The sequence below is a fragment of the Acidobacteriota bacterium genome, from assembly GCA_040754075.1.
Lineage (GTDB): Bacteria > Acidobacteriota > Blastocatellia > UBA7656 > UBA7656 > JBFMDH01.
Genome location: JBFMDH010000001.1, coordinates 320,460 through 342,411 on the forward strand (window position 1 = coordinate 320,460; position 21,952 = coordinate 342,411).

Genomic DNA, 21,952 nt, shown 5'->3' on the forward strand with positions numbered 1-21,952 from the left:
CCGTAGTCCGTAGTTGTTGAGCCTTCTTTATTGATGCGCCAGGTTTCGCGCAACGCCAATGTGTTTTTGAAACTACGGACTACAAACTACGGGCTACGGACTATTTGGTAATTTCCCGATAAAGCCAGGCGCGCGCCATCGCCCATTCGCGTTCGACCGTTGCGTGGGATATTTCCAGGACTTCGGCAATCTCTTCGATGGACAAGCCGCCGAAAAATTTGAGTTCGACGATGCGACTTTTGCGCGGGTCAAAGACCGCGAGTTTTTTCATGGCTTCATCGAGCGCCAGAACGTCGATGTCCTGTTGGTTGTGAAAGACGTAATCGACCACACTCAGAGAAACTTTGACCGCATCGCCGCCGCGTTTTTCCGCCTGTTTGGCAACCGCATGGTTGATGAGAATGCGCCGCATCATTTCCGCCGCGATGCCGAAAAACTGGGCGCGGTTTTTCCAGTCTACACGGTCTTGTTCGATGAGCCGCAAATAGGCTTCGTGAACCAGCGCCGTTGGTTGCAAGGTGTGACCGGGACGTTCCAGACGCAATCTGCCGATAGCGATGCGACGAAGCTCTGCGTAGACCAGCGGCAGGATGGCATCGAGAGCCTGTCGGTTGCCGTTTCGCCAGTCAACTAAAAGTTGCGTCAGTCCCGGTTGCGAATGGGTTTCATGCGAACTCTCTTTTTGCGGTGCGGTCTCTTTTGCCATAGCCATTTTTTCCGCGAAAGATTTTACCTTTGATTAGCCGGGCAAGTCTAAATTTTTTTCAGTGATTTGCCCTGACCGCTTGCCTAACCTGCGCCTTGCGTGGTTCAACTATCTGGCAAACCTTGTTTGAACACTTTCATACGATGAGGTCGAGTGGTGAAAAAATCGATAACCTGGAAAACCTTTCTAAGCCTGACGGCAATCTGTTTATTGACTATACTGGCGGTCGCTTGCAGCGGCAATCACAACCGCAATGCCACCAATAGTGAACCGGCGCGGCAACCCGCGCCGCCAAGTCTGCCCCCGGATACGCCGGTTCCGGCGCTTTGCGTCAACCCTTACTATCCGGTTTCGCCAACCCTCAAACGCCAATACCGCAACACCTATACGGATACACGTTTGAATACCACCTACACGGAAACCTACACCAATATCGCGGCGGATTCGTTTACCTATCATTTCAATTTCAGCAACGGGTCGTCGCAGACCAACGGATTCAAATGCACCGCTGAAGGGTTGGCGACCGTCGAGTTCGCGCAAGTCAACAGTGGCGGCGACCAAGCCAATGCAGTCAAATTTCAAACTTTGAAAGCTACAGGCGTGACCATCCCTGCGCCCGACAAATGGGTGAAAGGTTACAAATGGACGAGCAGTTACGAAGTCGAAGGCAAATTCCCGATGGGCGATGCGAAGGGCAACATCACCATTGCCAATGAAATCGTCGGTGAAGAGAATGTGACGGTTCCCGCAGGCACTTACAAGGCATTCAAAGTCGAAGCCAATATCGTGCAGAAAATGATGGCAAGCGAAGGCGCTGGCAAACCCTTGACCATTCCCATCGACGGTTCCATCAAAGTGGTGAACTGGTATGCCAAAGATGTGGGGATGGTGAAAACCTCGGTTGAAGGTTTGTCGACCGTTGAACTGCTTTCATTTGTGAAATGAGCCTTGATAGCTGAAAAAAATGAGCGGTATAATCGTGCCCCCCCCTTCTTCCTGATTTTTAATTGGATTAAATAGCGAAACCGTTTAAACGGCGTTCCCGATTACCTCACGACCCATGATTTCTACACCTTGACACTCTATAAAATGGACGAAGCCATCATCTGACGAATCAAAGCGGGCGGGGACAAAATAAATTATTGGTGCAATAACCGTCGCAGGCTACAATGGTAACGCTCTACTGCCTGCGAGCTTTCCTTCTTCCAACTTGAGAAAATGGTTATGCGAGAAGCCGCATAACCAAAGTAGGGGTCATGAAAGAAAAAGGGAAATCCTCACCACCGGCTATCTTTCCACCTGAACGCCTCTCACGGCATTTTATTTTCAAGCCCTATTATTTGCCACGATGGGGAAAGTATGTGCTGGCAGTGGCGCTCACCGCAGCCGCCCTTTTATTGCATGTGTTTCTTGGATTTTCACCCAGTGAAGACTTGGGGCTGACGTTGTTTTTGATTCCTATTGTGCTGAGCGCCTATATGGGCGGACTCGGCACCGGTTTGGTCTCGACAGCCATCATCGCCATTTTTACTCACTACTACCTGATCAATCTGATTCATAACTTGCCGGTTTACCAGACCATTCACCGTTTGGAATGGGTGACCTTGGTTGCCATCGGCAGCCTCATCAGTTTTTTAATCGAAGCCCTGCACCGTTCGCGTCAAAAGGCTGAGGCGATGATTGCCGAACGCGACGAGATGCAGATTTCATTGTGTGAGAATGAATCGCGATTGAGCGCCATTTTTCAGGGCATTTCCGACGCTGCGGTGTTTACCGATTTAGAGCGGCGCATTGTGTTGGTGAATCCCGCTTTCACCACGATGTTCGGTTATACGGCTGAAGAGGCGCTGGGCAGGGGCACGGATTTTCTTTATGCCGACCTGGCGGATTTTGAAAGAATGGGCAGAGAACGCTTCAATCCCCATGCCCAGTCAGACCCTTCGCCTTATCAAATCAGTTTTCGTCGCCAGGATGGCTCCACCTTCTGGACGGAATCTCTGGGCTTGCGAATTTATGCGGAAGACGGAACCCCCAAAGGCTATCTCGGCGTGCATCGCGACATTACCGAACGCCGCCGCGCCAAAGCGGAATTATCTTACAGTGAAGCGCGTTATCGCGCTCTGGTTCTGGCAACTTCGCAAATCGTCTGGACTGCCGATGCCACAGGCAGTGTGACGACCGCTTTAAACCTTGAACCCTATATCGACGTTACGCGGAATCCCCAGGGAATGAACTGGCTTAAAGCTGTGCATCCTGATGAACGCGAACGGGTTTTGCAGGTTTATCAAGCGGGAATACGAAATCAATTACCTTTCGAGGTGGAAAACCGTGGAGTTTATGGCGATGGCAGCTATCACGATTATTTAACCCGCGTGGTGCCGGTGAAGAATGCCGATGGCACGGTTCGGGAATGGACTGCCGCCTCAACCGACATCACCGACCGCAAACGCGCTGAAAAAGATTTGCGCGAATCCGAAGAACGCTTTCGCCAGTTTGCTGAAAATATCAAAGATGTTTTGTGGATTAATAATCCCCATATTCCGAAAGTGCTTTACGTCTCTCCGGCTTATGAAAAGTTGTGGGGGCGACCGGCGGTTGAATTATATGCGGATTTCTCGCAATGGCTGGCAGGCATTCACCCGGATGACCGTCAAATGGCGCTTGAGACCTTTGCGAACGGCAGGGGTGAAGGAGGTTACGACACGGAATATCGCGTGGCGCGCCCTGATGGCTCGCTGATCTGGATTCGCGACCGGGGCTTTCCGATTTTTAATGAGCGCGGTGAACTGATTCGCATGTCGGGCATCGCCGAAGACATTACTGAACGCAAACACGCCGAAACCGCATTGCAGGAATCCGAAGAACGCTTCCGCGTGTTGTTTAATGAAAAAGCGGTTGCCAGTTTGATTATTGACCTGCGCAACCATTCGATTGTCGATTGCAATGAAAAAGCTCTGGAACTCTTCGGCTATTCAAAAGTGGAGATGTTGCAATTGGGAATTCCCGATTTGACGGTTAATGAAACCGACGAAAATGTGAACCGGATCAGGGATGAAATTTTAGAGATAAAAATGAACGTGCAGATTGAAAGTTCAATGCGAACCCAATCGGGAGAGGTGTTAAATGTCCTGGCCAACGGTTCGACCGTGCAGATTGGCGGGGGAACCTTCGGTTATTGCTCGATGATCGATATCACCGACCGCAAACGCGCTGAAGATGCCCTGGCAAAATATACTGAAGAGTTGGCGCGTTCCAATAAAGACCTCGAACAATTTGCCTATGTCGCTTCGCATGATTTGCAGGAGCCTCTACGCGCGGTTGCCGGGTGTGTGCAGGTTTTGCAGCGACGCTACGCCGGACGGCTTGATGACCGCGCCGATGAACTCATCCGGCATACGGTGGATGGCGCTGAACGCATGCGAATTTTGATTGAAGATTTGCTGGCGTTTTCCCGCGTTGGAACCCGTGGCGGAAAGTTCGCCACCTGCGATAGCCAAAAATCGCTCACCGATGCGCTGGCAAACCTCCGGCTGGCGATTGCAGAGAGCGGCGCACAGATTACTCACGGGGCTTTGCCTTTACTCACCGCCGATGCCACGCAACTGACGCTGTTGTTTCAAAACCTGCTCAGTAATGCCATCAAATTTCGCCGCGCCTCAGCGCCGCAAATTCACATCGAAGCCCGACACCAAGCCAATGAATGGGTATTTTCGGTGCGCGACAATGGCATCGGCATCGAGCCGCAATATCACCAACGGATTTTCGGTATCTTTCAACGCCTGCATACGCGCCACGAATATCCGGGCACCGGTATGGGCTTGGCGATTTGCAAACGCATTGTCGAACGCCACAGCGGACGTATCTGGGTTGAGTCGGTGTTTGGTGAGGGGGGGACATTTTATTTCAGTTTGCCCGACAAAAAACCAATTGAACGAAATGGAAATTCATGACGGAAGAAAAATTGCACAGGTCAATTGAAATTCTGCTGGTCGAAGATAGTCCGACCGATGCCTTGCTGACGCGCGAAGCCTTTGACCATTGCCCTTTGAACCATCATCTGCACCACGTTGAAAATGGCGCGGATGCGCTCGCCTATTTACGTCGTGAAAACGGCTATGCAAGCAGGTCGCGCCCCGACCTCATTCTGCTCGATTTAAATTTACCGCGAAAAAACGGCATTGAAGTGCTGCGCGAGATTAAAAATGAAGCGCAGTTGGCAAGCATACCGGTCGTGGTGTTGACCACTTCGCAGGACGAAGCCGATATAGTCACCGCGTATGATTTGCACGCCAACTGTTATATCACCAAGCCTGTAGAGTTCGACGAGTTGGTTGCTGTGGCGCGCGCCATCGGCGAGTTCTGGTTTGGGGTTGTCACCTTACCGCGTAATAAAAAAATCGTAGGTAGCTCAAATGTCTAATCAATTAATGATTCGTATTTTGCTGGTTGAAGATAATTTCACCGATGTTCTGCTGCTGCGGGAAACGCTCTCCGGGGTCGCCAATGTCGAATTCGCGCTGACCCATGTTGTGAAATTGTCAGAAGCCTTGTCGCGTATCCAGAATGAAGTGTTTGATGTCGTGTTATTAGACCTCGGACTGCCGGATTCAAGCGGCGTTGATACGATTATGCAATTTCATCAACAAGCGCCCGCGATTCCCGTGCTGGTATTGACCGGAGTGGATAATGAAGACACCGGAATTGCCGCTTTGCAGGAGGGGGCGCAGGATTACCTGGTAAAAAATCAACTGCAACCGGCATTGCTCGGACGCGCCATTCGTTATGCTATCGAGCGGCATCGCGCCGCCACCGCTTTGCAGGAAAGCGAATTGCGGCTTGCGGCGATTGTTGATTCGCCGATGGATGCCATCGTTATTGTTGATGATGAGCATCATATCACTCTCTTTAACTCGGCGGCAGAACAGTTGTTCGGCTATCGCGAAACCGAGGTCATCGGAAAAAGTATCAATCTGCTAATCCCCGAACGCTTTCGCGAGGCGCACATCGAACATATTCGCGCTTTTGGCGAATCTTCAAATTACCCGATTCGCATGGATCAACGGCGCGAAGTCGTGGGTTTGCGCGCCGATGGCACAGAGTTTCCGATTGAAACCTCGATTGCCCAATTTATCGTGACCGGACGCAAAATGTTCACCGCCATCGTGCGTGACATTACCAACCGCAAAAAAGCCCAGGCAGAGATTTTGATGTTGAACCAGAATCTGCAACGGCGCATCGACGAAATGGAAACCCTGCTCAATGTCTTGCCCATTCCGATTGGCATTGCCAGTGACCCCGAATGTCGCCATATCCGCGCCAATCCGGCATTTGCTGAACTGCTGGCAATTTCGCCCGATGCCAATGCTTCGCTCTCAGCCGATGAGGCTGAACGCCCCAAGCATTTCAAAATTTATCAGAGAGACCGTGAACTTGCTCCTGAAGAATTGCCGCTACAGATTGCCGCAAGTCAGGGCAGGGAAATCCGCGACTTTGAAGCCAAGGTGATTCGCAGTGATGGAACCTCGGTTGATATTCTCGGTTATACGTCGCCGTTATTTGATGAGCACGGCAAAGCCCGTGGCAGCGTCGGCGCGTTTGTTGATATTACCGAACGCAAACGCGCCGAACTGCTTAACGAAGGTCAAAAGCAGGTGCTGGAAATGATTGCCAGCGGCGCGCCGCTTAAAGCGACGCTTGAGGCTTTACTCCGGTTTGTGGAAGCCAGTTCTGCGGGAATGCTTTGTTCGATTCTCTTGCTCGATGCCGAAGGGAAACATCTCTATCACGGCGCAGCTCCCAGTTTGCCGCAGGAATACACCACAGCGATTGACGGCATTGCTATTGGTCCGCAAGTCGGCTCCTGCGGAACCGCCGCTTTTCAACGCCAGGCGGTTTTTGTTCGGGATATTGCGACCGACCCGCTCTGGAAAAATTACAAAGACCTGGCGCTGGGGTTCGGGTTACACGCCTGTTGGTCAACGCCGATTTTCGATGACCAGCAACGGCTGCTGGGAACTTTTGCGATGTATTACCATCAGCCCGCTTTACCCAGTGCCTCACAATTGCAGCTCATTGAAATCGCTACCCATACCGCCGCCATCTGTATCAACAAACACCGCACTGAAGAGGCGATGGCAAAAAGCCATGAGCAATTGCGCTTGTTGATTGAACAAGCGCCCATCAGCATTGCCATGTTTGACCGCGACATGCGTTACCTGACGACCAGCCGACGATGGATCGAAGATTATGGCAGAGGGTATGACGATTTGACGGGTCGTTCACATTACGAAGTCAATCCCGATCTGCCCGACGAGTGGAAAGCCATCCATCAAAGAGGGCTGGCGGGTGAGATGTTAAGAAATGACGATGACCAGTGGTTGCACAGTGATGGCACCAGACAATGGTTGAGATGGGCAGTGCTTCCCTGGCGCAATAGTCGCGATGAAATCGGCGGCATCATCATTTCGGCAGAAGACATCACCGAACGCAAACGCGCCCAACTACGGCTGGCAACTCAGGAATCCATCAGCCGGACGTTAGTCGAAGCGAAATCGCTGGCTGAAGCCATGCCCAGGGTGTTAAAGGCGCTTTGCGAATCCGAAAACTGGGATTTCAGCGCCATGTGGCGAGTCGATAAACAAGCCGATTGGCTTGATTGTCTTGAGGTCTGGCATCAGCCTGATTTCAGAGCGCCGGAATTGCTGGAGTTGTCGCGCAAATGTACTTTTAAAAGTGGTGAGGGGTTGCCGGGAATCATCTGGCAGACCGGCAAATCGCTATATTGGGAGAATCTTAAAAACGCCCACTTTTATTTGCGTTCGGCTCCCGCTATGGATGCCGGTTATTATTCGGCTTTCGGTTTTCCGATTCTGCTGGGTGACGAAGTCACCGGGGTGATTGATTGTCTTGGGCATCAACTCCCGAAACCCGACCAGAGTTTGCTCGATATGCTTGAAGTTATCGGCAAACAGATCGGGCAGTTCATCGAACATCGCCGCGCCGAAGAAGCCATTCAGCGATTCGTTGCTTATAGCCCGACCGTGCTTTATGCCTTAAAAATAAAAGGTGACAAGTTAGTGTATGGCTGGACGAGCGACAATATTTTCGATCTCACCGGATATACGGTGAAAGAAACTCTGGAACCGGACTGGTGGGTAAATCATATTCATCCCGAAGATAAAGCGTCGGTTTTGTCTGCTCAGCCGGTTCCGTATGACCTTGACCATCAAATACAGGAATTTCGTTTCCGCCGCAAAGACGGCAGTTATTTCTGGGTGCGCGATGAAAAACGACTGTTGCGTGATGAACAGGGAATGCCTGCGGAAATTATCGGTTGCTGGTCGGACATCAGCGACCGCATCGAACTCGAAGACCAATTGCGGCAATCACAAAAAATGGAAGCGGTGGGACGACTGGCAGGCGGTATCGCTCATGATTTCAATAATCTGCTCACGGTGATTATCGGCTATAGCGATTTGCTGTATTCGCGATTTTCCGAAAGCGACATCAATCGTTCGCTGGCAGACAACATCCGCAACGCCGGACAACGCGCCGCTGTGCTAACCCGTCAACTGCTGGCATTCAGTCGCAAACAGGTGCTTGAACCCAAGGTTCTTGATCTCAATGAGATCGTCACCAACACCGAAAAATTGCTGAAACGACTGATTGGCGAAGATATTAATTTAAAGACCGAGCTTTCGCCCGCGCTTAGCCCGATCAAAGTTGATCCGGGGCAGATCGAACAGGTGATTATCAATCTGGCGGTCAATTCACGCGATGCGCTGCCGCAGGGCGGACAACTGACGATTGCGACGAAGAATATAAAAATTGATGAGAAAAATCATCACCTGTATCCATCAATGCCGCACGGCAATTATGTACAGTTGGTGCTCAGTGATAATGGCTGCGGCATGCCGCCAGAAATTAAAGCCCGGATTTTTGAACCGTTCTTTACCACCAAAGAGGTCGGTAAAGGCACGGGGCTTGGACTGGCAACCGTCTTCGGCATTGTCAAACAAAGCGAAGGCTTCATTGAAGTAGACAGTGAAATTGATAAAGGCACCACCTTTGCGATTTATTTGCCGGCTTTTGAATCGCCGGACTCAGGCAAGTCGACTGATGGCGAGTTGAAACCGTCGGGAACCGGCAGTGAAACGATTTTGTTGGTCGAGGATGAAGAGAGCGTAAGACAAATCGCCAAGTTGACGTTGGAAATGCGTGGCTATCTGGTACTGGAAGCTCGCAATGCGCGCGATGCCATTTTCCTCAGAGAAAATTATTCAGGGAAAATCGACCTCCTGGTGACCGATGTCGTTATGCCGGAAATGAGCGGGCGGGAACTCGCGGAACGATTGCGGATGAACGACCCCACGCTGAATATTTTGTTTATGAGCGGTTATATTGATGATGCGATTTTGCGCCACGGCATCAGCGCCGCGCATCACACCTTTTTATCGAAACCGTTTTCACCGAGTGCTCTGGTTGAAAAAGTTCGCCATATTCTCGATGAACCCAAAAAGCCTTCGTAAAGATTTACGCCTGTCAGTTTTCGGTTGGAAGCCGACAGTGACCGCGCCTGACGCCATACCCGTTGAGTAGCCATCTTTGACCGCGCTGGTTAGCGTTCGATAATTTCGACGCGCTCGATTTTATCGCCGCGCGCGATGCGACCGACGACCTCCATTCCCGCTGTGACCTGACCGAATATGGTGTAACCGCCGTCGAGGTGCGGTTGCGGCGAATGGGTGATGAAAAATTGACTGCCGCCGGTGTCTTTGCCCGATAGCGCCATGCCGACCGCGCCGGTTTTGTATTCCAATAAATTAATCTCGTCGCGAATTTGATAATCGGGTCCGCCGTTTTGATCGCCGCGCGGGTCGCCGCCCTGAATCACGAAATTGGGCACCACGCGAATCCACGCGAGTCCATTAAAGAAACCGCTTTTTGCCAGTTGCAGGAAATTATCGACGGTTATCGGCGCATCCGCCGGTTTCAACTCAATCCGCACATCGCCTTTTGTGGTATGCAATATGGCAATCGGATTTTTTCCCGATGACGTCAGTTGCGCCAGGCGTTTCCAATAGGCGCGGTCGTGTCCGGTCTTCACCGTGCCGATGCTCAGTTTCAATCCGCTCACATCCTGTTTCGATTCGATTAGAAGTTCGGCGGCGCGACGCCGCACGACATAATCATCGTCTTTGGTCTCTTCGGCGAGCGCCTGAATGTTCATCGGTTTTTTTAATTTGGTGAGGGCTTCAACGATAGCGATTCGCGCATCGTTGGCTTTATCGGCTTTGGCGGTTTTGTAAGCTTCGTTGAGCGCCGTAATCACCGTATCCGATGCCTCGCCCGCATCGCCTAAAAGGTTTGCAACGGTAGCGCGCGCCACGACGTCCGGGGTTTTCAATTGATCAAGTAAAATTTTTTGCAAGCCATCGAGTTTCGTCGCCGCCAGCGCATTTAAAATATCGGAGATGGCGCGCGCGTCGGGTTTTGCCGCGAACAGGTCAATCAACGTTGCTTTGGCTTTTTCGGTTCTGAGTTCGCCAAGCCCTTGCGCGAAATTGGCTACGGCTTTCCAGTTGGCGATTTGAATTTTTGCCGATTCGGGAAAATCGAAAAACGCCGCTTCACCAAATTTCGCCAGCGCGATTTCAACTTCAGGACTTGAACCGATGTGATTATCGACAGCCAGACGAAAGGCATTCAAAAACGGCAGGGCTTTCGCATCTTTCAAGTTGCCAAGCGCCGTGGCGACCAGCAGCAATAAATTCTGTTCACTGGGGACGCCGCCTTTGGCGCGGTCAAAGGCGCGAAAACCCGCGAGCCATTTATTGCCCGAATTGATTAACGGTTCGACGGCTTTGGCGTCGCCAATCGCGCCGAGCGCATTGATTGCGGAAGCTACGACCCGTTCATCTTTATCGGTCAGCAATTTGATTAACGGTTCAACCGCTTTTGCATCTTTGGCAACGCCGAGGGCGCGCGCTGCCTGGGCGCGAACCAGCGCGTCCCGGTCTTCAAGCAAGGGAATTAAATTGGGGACGGCTGGGGCGATGTTTTCGCGAATGCGGGCAAGCGCATTTGCGGCTTGCCATCTGAGGTCTGCATCGGTTGAACGCAGTTGATTGATGATTGCCGGAATGGTTGACGCTTGGCGAATGCGCAACAGCGCCGTGAGCGTAAGCGAGGCAATCATTTTGCTGTCGGGCGAAACCGGTTGCGCAGGGTCAGGCAATAATTTGACCAGGGTTTCGGCAATGCCGACCAGACCGTATTTGCCGAGGGCTTCGGCGGAGAGTTTATTCGAGGCGATTTTGCCGAGGGCTTCGGCGGCGCGGGCGCGCACCAATGCGGAGTCTTCGACTTCGGGATTGAGGCGGTCAAACAGTGAAGAAACCGCATAATGGCTTTCGATTTCGCCGAGCGAAAAAGCGGCAAGAGCGCGCAGTTCCGGGTTGCGGTCGATTTTTAAAACTTCGGTAAGCGAGTTGATATAGGATGGGTAGCCGATGCGCCCCAGAGCGAGAATCGCCCGGCGTCGCGCCGCGCCGTTATTGGCATTCAAGGGTGACACCAGATCAACCAACTCTTTGCTATTCGCCTGACGTTCATCTTCGGCTTGAATGATTTTCGGCAGGACGAGTTGCAAGGTGCGGTCGCGTTTCAGCGACGGTTTCTGTTGCGGCGGCAACGTCGGCGGCAACCCTTGCGCGAACAGTTGTCCGATTAAAATTAAAATTGCGATACCCGAAAAGGCTAAACGATTTTTCATAACGTAATGAATTAATCTTAACGTTAATTTGATTCGACTGCCATCATGGTTGCCTGCATGGTGGCGATGAGTTTTTCCGCGCCGTCGCGAATGGCAAAGGCATCGCCTTCACACACCGTTAAGGTCTTTCCGGCTTTTTTTACGCGCCCACGGGCGATGATCTTTTCGCCAAGCGCCGGCGCGACAAAATTGATTTTGAATTCAACTGTGACCACTTCAAAATTTTCCGCAAACAGGCTGATTGCCGCATAACCGCAGGCGGTATCGACAATCGCGGCAACCGCTGCGCCATGCACGAAGCCGTGTTGTTGGGTGAGGTCTTCGCGGCGGTCGAGTTCGATTTCGACTTCGCCGGGTCGCACACTGATAAGGCGCGCGCCGAGAGTGGTCATCAATCCTTGGCGCGCGAAACTGGCGCGCACCTTCGTTGCAAAATTCGCGTCTTGCGGTTCAAATGCGGTCATACAAATTCAGATGATGGAACCGAACGAAATCCGAAACAAAAAGTAGTCAAGATAAACTCTCTGCAAAACTTTAGACGATCAGCATAGCGATTTTTCGGCGTCCGTTTATGCCGTCGTTTATAGCTTTTCAATCTCGACGAGATTATCGTAAAAGGTCGCGCCTGCGCCGATGTCTGTGAGTTTCTGCGAAACCGTTTGATTGACGTTGCGCTGGTCGGGACTGAGTTTATTCCACCAGATGGAAAGCGTCACCGCAACGCCCGGTTTTACACGGTCAGAGATGCGCGCCGTGACCTGAAATTCGCCTCTATCGTTAAACACTCGCACCATTTCGCCATCCGCGATGCCACGCCGGGCGGCGTCTTCTGCGCTTAAATCCACGAACGGTTTTTTCTCCTGTTTGATAAACGATGGCAGATGCGAAAACGAAGTGTTTAAAAATGTCCGCGCCGGGGGACTCAGCAGTTGAATCGGATATCGCGCCGCAAGCTCCGGCGATGATTCGGGCGATTCACGCGGCGGCACAAAATTGGGCAACGGGTCGATGCCGAGACTCGCCAGTTGTTCGGAATAGATTTCGCACTTGCCCGATGGCGTGCGGAAATTGCCTTCGGCAAACGGCGCGAAATTTTCCGGGATGTTCAAGCGCATCCAGCCTTCCTGTTTCAAGCGTTCGATGGTGATGCCTGCAAATGGCGCATAATTCGTTGAAAGCGCCTGGTCGATAATGTCATCTTCGCTGTCTTTGAAACACGGGTCATCAAAGCCCAGGCGGTCGGCGAGCAATTTGAAAACTTCGATGTTGGGTTTACATTCGCCAAGCGGGGCAATTGCCGGTTCGTTGTACATGAAATAGTAATGCCCGTAAGGTTTCACGGCGTCGCGATGTTCGAGTTGTGTGGTCGCAGGCAAAAGTATATCGGCATAATCAGCGGTGTCGGTTTGAAACTGTTCATGCACGACGGTGAATAAATCTTCGCGTTTGAACCCTTCGATAACTTTTGCCTGGTCGGGCGCAACTGCTGCGGGGTTGGAATTGTAAACGTAAATCGCGCGCACCGGCGGGTCGGCTTCGGTTAGCGCATCGCCAAGACATGACATATTGATGGTGCGCGGATTGCCTTTGATTAAATCGGGACGTTCAAGCGCCTCGGTGTTCAACTTGAACATGCCACTGGTTGAAAGCAACACGCCGCCGCCGGCTTCGCGCCAAGCGCCCGTGAGCGCCGGAAGACAGGCAATCGCCCGCACCGCGTTGCCGCCGCCCGCGTGGCGCTGCAAGCCGTAATTGATGCGAATCGCAGTTGGGCGAGTCGTCGCATATTCACGCGCAAAGTTGACGATTTCTTCAACGGTCACGCCGCAGATTTTGGCAACTCGCGCCGGGGTATATTCATTGATACGCGGGCGCAATTTTTCAAAGCCGAGTGTGAAACTGTCAAGATAATTCTGGTCTTGCAAACCTTCGCTTAAAATTACGTTCATCACCCCGAAAGCGAATGCCGCATCGGTTCCCGGACAGAGTTGAATCAATTGATGGGCGCGGTCAAGCGTGTCATTGCGATAAGGGTCGATGCCGATTAGACGCGCGCCGTTATCTACAGCCGCTTTGATTTGCGGCCACAGGTGAATGTTTGAGGCAAGCGTATTCGTGCCCCACAGAACAATCAATTTGGCGCGAGAAAACAGCATCGAATCGGTTCCCATATTCGCGCCAAGCGTGTATTTCATGGCATCGGCTCCGGCGGTCGCACAGATGGTTCGCGCAAGCAAACTTGCGCCCAGTCGATGAAAGAAACGCCTGTCCATGCTTGAACCGTTCGCCAGTCCCATCGTGCCGCCATAACTGTAAGGCAAGATGGATTCGGGATTATCGGCGGCAATATCTTTGAAACGCGCAGCGATGGTGTCTAACGCTTCATCCCAACTGATGCGCTCGAATTTGCCTTCGCCTTTTTTGCCGACGCGACGCATCGGGTAAAGCAAGCGGTCAGGACTGTAGACGCGCTCAAGATAGCGGTTGACTTTGGCGCAAAGAAAACCATCAGTCGGGGGATGCGTCGGGTCGCCTTCGATTTTCGTGGCGCGACCATCTTCGATGGTGATGAGCATCGCGCAAGTGTCCGGGCAATCGTGCGGGCAGGCTGCGTGAATTGTGTGTGCCATAGCTCTCCTTTCAGATAAGGATTGAGCATAGCGAATTTTGCCGAAGAGTTGAACTGCAAAGTTACTTGGTATAAGAATGCGAATTCAAAATCGGGCTTTCTATAAAAAGTTAATCGTTTAGATAGCAACAACTTTTTAAGCTTTCAGGTAAAAATTGAAGCAGTCCCGCTTGAACGTACAAGGTTTATCCTCGGATTAGACGGATAAACTTTTTACGTTCGTCGGCAGATTCTTTAATTGCCATGAGCTGCTTTTATTGTTTGTAGCTTTTTTATCGAGTGAATTTTATCGACAATTTGCCGAATGCTTTCGTAAACGCTACTGTAATACTTTTCAGTGACCGATGAATTACCTGGGGCATCTTTATCTGGCAGAAGATACGGCGCACTCGCTGGTGGGTAATCTTTTGGGCGATTTCGTCAAAGGCTCCATCCCTGACCAATTTCCCGATGAAATTCGCAAAGGCATTTTGTTGCATCGCCGGGTTGATAGCTTTACCGATTCGCACCCGGTCTTTCGTGAGAGTTTAAGAATGTTCAGTCCTGCGCGCCGTCGTTTCGCAGGCATTATGCTCGATATTTTTTATGACCATTATCTGGCAAAACATTGGGCGACCTATTCAAAGGTTGCGCTCGACCAATTTTCACAAAAGGTTTATCAGGTTTTACGCCATCACTATGCGATACTGCCGGAACGCTTGCAGCGAATGTTGCCTTATATCATCGAAGAAGACTGGCTCACCTCTTACCAGGAACTCGACACCATTGACCGCACCTTGCGCCGTTTGGCGAAACGTTTCAAACGACGCAATGATTTAATGAGCGGCATCGAAGAATTGCACGCCAACTACGAATTCTTTGAATCGGGTTTCCATGATTTTTTCCCTGCCGTCATTCACTTTGTTGAAAATCAGCGGAAAACCCTTAATATCACTGACGCAACAATTCATAACGGAGAAAAACTGACTGATGAAACTTTGGGGCGGTAGATTTACAGGCGAAGCCAATAAGGAATTTGCCCAATTTAACGCATCGTTCGCTTTTGACCGGCGCTTGATTGAAGCCGACATCGAAGGCAGTTTCGCGCAAGCCGAAGCCATTTTAAATGCCGGTATTTTAACCGAAACGGAAGCGCAGCAAATCAACGAAGGCTTGGAAAAAATTTTACAACGGGTTCGTGAAGATGACGGATTTTTGAACTCACGCGACGCTGAAGATGTTCATAGCTTCGTCGAAGCCGAACTGGTCGCGCTCATCGGCGAAGCCGGTTACAAACTGCACACCGGGCGCAGCCGCAACGATCAGGTGGCAACCGATTTGCGACTATTCCTGCGCGGCGAAATTGACCGGACGATTGACCTCCTTCGCGATACACAACACGCGCTCATAGAACTAGCAGAAAATAATCGTGAAGTGATCATGCCGGGTTATACACACCTGCAACGCGCCCAGCCGATTCTGTTCGCGCATTACCTGCTGGCTTATTTTGAAATGTTCAGCCGTGACAGAGAACGCCTGAAAGAAATTCGCGCGCGTGTCAATGTCCTGCCGCTTGGCGCGGGGGCGCTTGCCGGAACCGGGTTTCAAATCGACCGCGAAGCCGTTGCCAAACGCCTCGGTTTTGACAAGGTCTGCGAAAACAGTCTCGACGCTGTAAGCGACCGCGATTTCGTCATCGAATTTATCGGCGCGGCGGCATTGATTATGGTGCATCTCAGTCGCCTTGCCGAAGATTTCATTATCTATTCAACGTCGGAATTTTCATTCATCGAGCTATCGGATGCGGTGTCGACCGGTTCGTCGCTCATGCCACAAAAGAAAAACCCCGATTCACTGGAACTGATTCGCGGCAAAGCCGGTCGCGTATTCGGACATCACACGGCGCTGCTTGCGACCATGAAAGGGTTGCCGCTCGCTTACAACAAAGATATGCAGGAAGACAAAGAGGCGCTCTTTGATACGATTGACACGTTGCGTGGCGCGCTCAAGGTGATGACCACCGTGCTTGGCAATACGCGCATCAATGGCGAACGCACAAGGGCTGCGGCGTCTGTCGGATTTTTGAATGCCACGGATTTAGCCGATTATCTGGTGCGCCAGGGCTTGGAATTTCGTCGCGCCCATGAACTCGTGGGGCGCGTGGTTGCCTTTGCGATAGGCAAGGGCATTGACCTCGATGAGCTTTCGCTTGAGGAATACAAAACCTTTTCGCCGCTCTTTGAAGACGACTTATTTGCGGCGCTAAAACTCGAATCCTCGCTTGCCAACAAACCGGCGCGCGGCGGCACTTCGCCCGTAAGAGTCGATGAAGCGTTAGCGCGGGCTAAAAATAGTTTGTCGTTATAAGGATTATCGAGCCGACGGAACCAACGCAATTATCGGAATAAATCGAAGCAGAAAGGCTTTCGCCGCTTCGCGTGATTTTATTCCTTGCGTTGGTTCCGTCGGTTGGCTTTTACTGTGAAACCACAATCGGTTTGCCGGAAATAAGCGTCGGCGCATTGTACTTCTTCAAGGTCTCGTTCATCTTTGGCACTGTTTCATTGATGAATTTATTAATCTCTTCCATCTTTTTGGGAAATTCGGATGACAACTCGGCGATGTATTCGCGTTGCGCCGCGGTTGGCGCGAAATTGCCGCCACTGACGGTAAACATCATGCCGAAAAGATTGTCCGCAAGTTTCGGTGTGCCGCCAATGCCGCCACCTTCTGCCTGGGCGATGCTGTTTGCCAAATCCTCAACCTGCTTTTTGTAATCGGTGAGCGCCTTGGTTAAATCCGCAGGCGCATCCGGCAAACGGTCTTTGACGGTTTTTTCAATCTGTTCGAGTTGCGCTTTATAACTATCGAGGGCGCGCAAGCCTTCATTGAGCGGCGACACCATGTTCTGAACTTTCATTGCCAAATCGAATTGCGTTTGTAAATCTTCGACGGTGACTTTGACGGTCGGGTCTATGCGCACTGCGATTTTCTTTTCCTGGGTTTTGCTGCCAAGCGTCAATTTCACGGTGTAGGTTCCCGGCATTACTTGCGGCCCGCTGAGGCTGCCTAAAAATTGCAACTGCTCTTCAGGAATCGGACGGCGCAGTTTCGGACCTTCGTAACTCAAATCCCAGACGGCGCGGTTGACACCCGGATTTTTCGAGGCGTTTTTAATTTCGCGAACCAACTTTCCATTGGCGTCAAAGATTTCAACTTTCAAAGGATTTTTGTCATCGGGTTTGTCTTTCAAATAATAATAAATCAACGCGCCCGATGGCGGATTTGCGCCGGTGAATACCGCATCACCAATACCATAGCGCGTAAATCGTCTGGTGAAGCGAATGCCGGGACGCACATCAAATAACGTCGCATCGCTTGCCAGGACGTTGGCATTCATTTGTTGAAGTGGTGTCGCATCATCAAACACCCAGAAACTGCGCCCGTGTGTTGCCACAATCAAATCGTTATCGCGTGGATGTACCACGATGTCATGCACGGCGACGTTAGGAAAATTTTTGAGTCCCAAATTTATCCAATTGCCGCCGCCGGTGTACGAAGCAAACAGCCCGATTTCGGTTCCCGCATAAATTAAACCGGGATTTTTCGGGTCTTCGCAGAGCGCGTGAACATAGGCATTCGTCGGAAGTCCGGCGCTGATGTTTGTGAAGGATTTGCCGCCATCCGTGGTTTTGAAAACATAAGGACGATAATCATCGAATTTGTGACGGTCATACGCAACATAAGCCGTGTTGCTATTAACCCGCGACGGTTCAACGTGTGAGATGGATGAATCGACCGGAATGCCCGGCACATTTTTCGCCAGGTTCGTCCAGCTTTTGCCGCCATCGGTCGTCAGTTGCAAATTGCCGTCGTCGGTTCCAACCCAGATCATTCCCGCCTGTTTCGGTGATTCGGCAAGCGAGATGATGGTGCAAAAATATTCCGCCGAGGAATTTTCTTCGGCAATCGGGCCACCCGCAACTTTTTGTCGCTCTTTGTTGTTGGTGGTTAAATCATCGCTGATTTTCGTCCAACTTTTGCCATAATCGGTGGATTTGAAAACCACATTGCTGGCGATATAGACGGTGTTTTTATTATGCGGCGAAGCTACCAAAGGCGAGTTCCAGTTGAAGCGGTATTTATTATTTTCCGCCGCGCCGCCGCCATTTCCCGCATACGGGTCGATGGATTGCTGTTCGCGATTACGCATATCGGTGCGCACGACATTGCCCGCCTGCGATTCGGTCAAATAGAGTTCCGGGTCATCCGGGTGATTGAGCGCATAAAAGCCATCGCCGAAACTGACCATTCGCCAATCGTCGTTGAGGATGCCTGCGGGTTCGCGTGTGCGCGAAGGACCAGTCCACGTGCCGTTGTCCTGCAAGCCGCCCGACAGCCAGTAAAACGGTTGGCGATTGTCTGCGTAAACCTGATAAAACTGACCAATCGGAAAGTTGTTGATATATGCCCAGGTGTTGCCATCCGTAGTGACCGCCACGCCGCCATCCTGACCTTGCCACATGTAGTTCGGATTTTTCGGGTCAATCCACAGCGCGTGATAATCAATGTGAGTGCGCGGTGAAATCATTTGAAAAGTTTTGCCGCCATCTATCGAACGATAGAGCGGTGATGAAACAGCATAGACCTTGTTTTCATTGGTCGGGTCAACGCGCACCCGCGTGTAATAAAATCCGCGCTGCACGATATTGGAATTTTTATAAACCTGCCGAAAGTTTTCGCCTTTGTCGTCCGAACGATAAAGCGCGCCATCTTTCGATTCGACAATCGCATAAACGATGTTGGGACTGCTTGGCGCAACCCGCACGCCGATGCGCCCGATGAGTTTCGGCAACCCGTTGGTGATTTTATTCCAGGTTCTGCCGCCATCGAGCGAACGATATAAGCCGCCTTTTTCGCTGCCGCTCTTAAACGTCCACGGCTTGCGCTCGAAATACCACATTCCTGCATACAAAATGTTGGGATTTGCCGGGTCGATTTCGATATCCGAAGCGCCGTGATTTGCGTCAATGTAGAGCGTCTTTTTCCAGGTCGCGCCGCCATCCGTGGTCATAAACACGCCGCGTTCTTCATTGCCGCCGAAGGTGTGACCGAGGGCTGCGACATAAACGATGTCGGGATTGGTGGGATGGACGAGCACGCGGGAAATGGCGTTGGTGTCTTTGAGTCCCAGGTATTTCCAGGATTTGCCGCCATCTACGGATTTATAGATGCCATCGCCAAAGCCTACGCTGTTGCGCACATTGGATTCGCCTGTGCCGACCCAGATAACGTCGGGGTTGTTGGGTTCAAGGGCAATGTCGCCGATGGATTGCGAACCTTGCTTGTCGAAAATCGCTGTCCAGGTCATGCCGCCGTTGGTGGTTTTCCAGACGCCGCCCGATGCCGCGCCGACATAAACCAGGTTGGGATTGCCGGGCACGCCTTCGACATCCGACACCCGCCCGCCCATATTGCTGGGTCCGATGCTGCGCCATTCGAGTCGCTCGAAGGCTTTGGTTTCCGTCGGTTTTTCGGTTGTTGCAGCCGGTTGTTGAGCAACCGTTTGTACAGCGAGAGTGAGTAATAATGTGAAAAGGATGAACGCGCACCACGATGGGTGAACTTTGCGATTGACCATCATCTGCCTCCTGAAAATTTCTGAAAAGTCATGGTTGATATTGAATATGGCTGGGGTGTTTCCACCGGTTTTATTAAAAGCCAAGCAAGCATAAACCAAAGCGAAGTTGCGCGTCTAATGCTGCGGAGTGTTCTCTCCGATTTTAGCGTCGAACAAATCCCCTCTACACCAGAGGCTTCACCATCGCGAATAAATAATGATTGATTTTTTCTTGCCGTCTATGATTGAGTCAGTGATTGATGAAAGTGTCGAGCCGTAACAAATCGCCTTGGCTGGAACTGGCTGTCATCTTTTTTGCCTGGACACTCTATGGATTGTTTTTTGCCAGTCAAGCCTATATCAGCGAAGCCCATTTCGGCAGAAACGCGAGCTGGCAGCGGGCGCTCGGCATCTGGATGACCTGCGCGTATTCGTGGGCGCTCGTCACGCCGCCCATTTTATGGCTTGCCCGTCGCCTGCAATTTAACCGGCAGACCTGGCGACGCAGTTTATTGATTCACCTGCTGGCGGCTACTTTCTTTTCCACGTTGGTTCTGTTGCTCTATTCAATCTTGCGTTATCTGTTTTTTACGAGCGATAACGCGCCGAGCTTGATGCGCTCGTTTCGCAACCTGTTGATTATCGAATTTCACGCGAGCCTGCTGATTTATTCGGCTATTGTCGGCATCTATTACGGGCTGAATTACTATCGCGAATATAAAAGGCGTGAACTTGCAGCCGCGCAACTCGCCAATCAACTTTCGCAAGCGCAACTCGACGCCCTCAGAAAACAATTGCACCCGCACTTTCTCTTTAACACGCTCAACACGGTTGCGATTTTAATGGAAGAAGATACCAAAGCCGCCAGAGAAATTCTGGTTCGCCTGAGCGATTTGCTGCGCGTGACGCTTGATAAAAACAAAGCCCATGAAGTGGCGCTCAAACAGGAACTCGATTTTTTGCAGAGTTATTTGGAGATTGAACAGATGCGTTTTCAAGACCGCTTGCGCGTGCATCTCGAGATAGACCCGAAAACCCTTGATGCCCGGGTGCCGGATTTGATTTTGCAACCCATCGTTGAAAACGCCATTCGTCACGGTATTGCGCCGCGCGCGCTTCCCGGCATTGTCGAGATTCGCTCCGCGCAAATCAACGGCGATCTGTGCCTTGAGGTGCGCGACAACGGCAAAGGCTTTGATAATGAATTGAGTATGGATAAAGGTTTGGGGCTGGCGAATACCAAAGCGCGGCTTGAACAACTTTACGGCGACCGCCATCGCTTTGAAATCGCCAATCTCGATGAAGGCGGTGTACGGGTCAACATCACCATTCCGTTTCATACCCAAGCGATGACCGTGAACGGCAAAGAGAGTTCAAGATGAAAAAGATTCGCGCGTTAATCGTCGACGATGAACCCATCGCCCGCAAAGGCATTCGCCGCGAGCTTGAAGGCAAGCCGGGTATTGCAATCATCGCCGAATGCGCCAACGGATACGACGCGGTGATGGCGATTCAAAAACAGCAACCGGATTTAGTCTTTCTCGATTTACAGATGCCCGAACTTGACGGTTTCGGTGTCGTTGAAGCAGTGGGCGTCAAGCAAATGCCGACGGTGATTTTTGTTACCGCGTATGATGAATTCGCTTTGCGGGCGTTCGAGATTCACGCCCTCGATTATATTTTAAAACCGTTTAACAGCGAGCGATTTCAACAGGCGCTCGAACACGCCAGACGCCGGATTGAACAGGCAAACTTTGATGGCGTGAGTCAAAAACTCAAGTCGCTCATTGAGGATGCCGGGCGACAACCACCGGCTTCACAAAGTTATCTGGAACGCATTGTTGTGAAATCAGGGGGCAAAATTTTTTTCATCAACACCGAAGCGATTGATTGGATAGAAGCCGCAGATAATTATGTGCGGCTTCACGTCGGCAACGCTTCACACCTGGTGCAAGGGACGATGAATCGTCTGGAAAGCAAATTGAACCCGGAAGTTTTTTTGCGCATTCATCGCTCGACGATTGTCAACCTTCGGCGCGTTAAAGAACTGCAACCGCTGTTTCACGGCGAATATGTGATTACCCTTGCAAGCGGTAAAACCCTGACGTCGAGCCGCAGCTATCGCGATAAATTGCAACGCCTCGTGGCAAATGCTTTTTAAAGCGGTGACGATTTGCCCAATAAACCAAGCCACTCGCCAACCCATATTGCCCATTCGCCCAATTTGAATACAACCGCAAAAGC

At 51.3% G+C, this 21,952-nt stretch carries 13 protein-coding genes; 8 read left to right on the forward strand and 5 right to left on the reverse strand.

Annotation, left to right across the window (positions count from 1 at the left end; all coding sequences use genetic code 11):
• Window positions 1-100 precede the first annotated feature (100 nt).
• The gene (locus AB1757_01320) at window positions 101-706 is read right to left on the reverse strand and encodes a sigma-70 family RNA polymerase sigma factor (GenBank protein MEW6125675.1); all 606 of its coding nucleotides are present in this window, start codon (window positions 704-706) and stop codon (window positions 101-103) included.
• Between the two features lie 156 nt (window positions 707-862).
• Here AB1757_01320 and AB1757_01325 point away from each other — a divergent pair, with 156 nt between their 5' ends.
• From AB1757_01325 to AB1757_01340, 4 genes are all read left to right on the forward strand, one after another.
• Complete coding sequence (locus tag AB1757_01325; GenBank protein ID MEW6125676.1) at window positions 863-1,651, forward strand: hypothetical protein; 789 nt, start codon at window positions 863-865, stop codon at window positions 1,649-1,651.
• A 311-nt stretch (window positions 1,652-1,962) separates the two neighbouring features.
• A complete protein-coding gene (locus AB1757_01330) occupies window positions 1,963-4,656 on the forward strand; it encodes a PAS domain S-box protein (protein ID MEW6125677.1) in 2,694 nt (897 codons plus the stop codon).
• The gene (locus tag AB1757_01335) at window positions 4,653-5,126 is read left to right on the forward strand and encodes a response regulator (GenBank protein ID MEW6125678.1); all 474 of its coding nucleotides are present in this window, start codon (window positions 4,653-4,655) and stop codon (window positions 5,124-5,126) included. Before AB1757_01330 ends, AB1757_01335 begins: the two co-directional genes overlap by 4 nt.
• The gene (locus AB1757_01340) at window positions 5,119-9,234 is read left to right on the forward strand and encodes a PAS domain S-box protein (GenBank protein MEW6125679.1); all 4,116 of its coding nucleotides are present in this window, start codon (window positions 5,119-5,121) and stop codon (window positions 9,232-9,234) included. The genes AB1757_01335 and AB1757_01340 overlap by 8 nt, the downstream gene beginning before the upstream one ends.
• A gap of 89 nt (window positions 9,235-9,323) precedes the next feature.
• On the opposite strand, the gene AB1757_01345 is transcribed toward AB1757_01340, so the two are convergent.
• The 3 genes from AB1757_01345 to AB1757_01355 form a co-directional block, all read right to left on the reverse strand.
• On the reverse strand, window positions 9,324-11,480 hold the full coding sequence (locus AB1757_01345; protein MEW6125680.1) for a HEAT repeat domain-containing protein: 2,157 nt from the start codon (window positions 11,478-11,480) through the stop codon (window positions 9,324-9,326).
• A 23-nt stretch (window positions 11,481-11,503) separates the two neighbouring features.
• Window positions 11,504-11,944 carry a PaaI family thioesterase gene (locus tag AB1757_01350; protein MEW6125681.1) on the reverse strand — a complete coding sequence of 147 codons (441 nt, stop codon included), beginning with the start codon at window positions 11,942-11,944 and terminating at the stop codon, window positions 11,504-11,506.
• Window positions 11,945-12,061: 117 nt separating this feature from the next.
• Window positions 12,062-14,110, reverse strand: a complete 2,049-nt coding sequence (locus AB1757_01355; protein ID MEW6125682.1) for a molybdopterin oxidoreductase family protein — start codon at window positions 14,108-14,110, stop codon at window positions 12,062-12,064.
• A 343-nt stretch (window positions 14,111-14,453) separates the two neighbouring features.
• On the opposite strand from AB1757_01355, the gene AB1757_01360 reads away from it, so the two are divergent.
• Both AB1757_01360 and argH read left to right on the forward strand, forming a co-directional pair.
• Window positions 14,454-15,098, forward strand: coding sequence for an ACP phosphodiesterase (locus AB1757_01360; GenBank protein MEW6125683.1), 645 nt, complete (start codon window positions 14,454-14,456; stop codon window positions 15,096-15,098).
• Window positions 15,079-16,455 (forward strand): argininosuccinate lyase, encoded by a 1,377-nt coding sequence (gene argH, locus AB1757_01365; GenBank protein ID MEW6125684.1) that lies wholly within the window; start codon window positions 15,079-15,081, stop codon window positions 16,453-16,455. Before AB1757_01360 ends, argH begins: the two co-directional genes overlap by 20 nt.
• Before the next feature lie 109 nt (window positions 16,456-16,564).
• On the opposite strand, the gene AB1757_01370 is transcribed toward argH, so the two are convergent.
• Window positions 16,565-19,732, reverse strand: a complete 3,168-nt coding sequence (locus AB1757_01370) for a glycosyl hydrolase (protein MEW6125685.1) — start codon at window positions 19,730-19,732, stop codon at window positions 16,565-16,567.
• 236 nt (window positions 19,733-19,968) lie between these two features.
• Between AB1757_01370 and AB1757_01375 the strand changes: the two genes are divergently transcribed.
• Together AB1757_01375 and AB1757_01380 are read left to right on the forward strand one after the other, a co-directional pair.
• Window positions 19,969-21,090 carry a histidine kinase gene (locus AB1757_01375; protein ID MEW6125686.1) on the forward strand — a complete coding sequence of 374 codons (1,122 nt, stop codon included), beginning with the start codon at window positions 19,969-19,971 and terminating at the stop codon, window positions 21,088-21,090.
• Window positions 21,087-21,869, forward strand: coding sequence for a LytTR family DNA-binding domain-containing protein (locus tag AB1757_01380; protein MEW6125687.1), 783 nt, complete (start codon window positions 21,087-21,089; stop codon window positions 21,867-21,869). The genes AB1757_01375 and AB1757_01380 overlap by 4 nt, the downstream gene beginning before the upstream one ends.
• Window positions 21,870-21,952 lie beyond the last annotated feature (83 nt).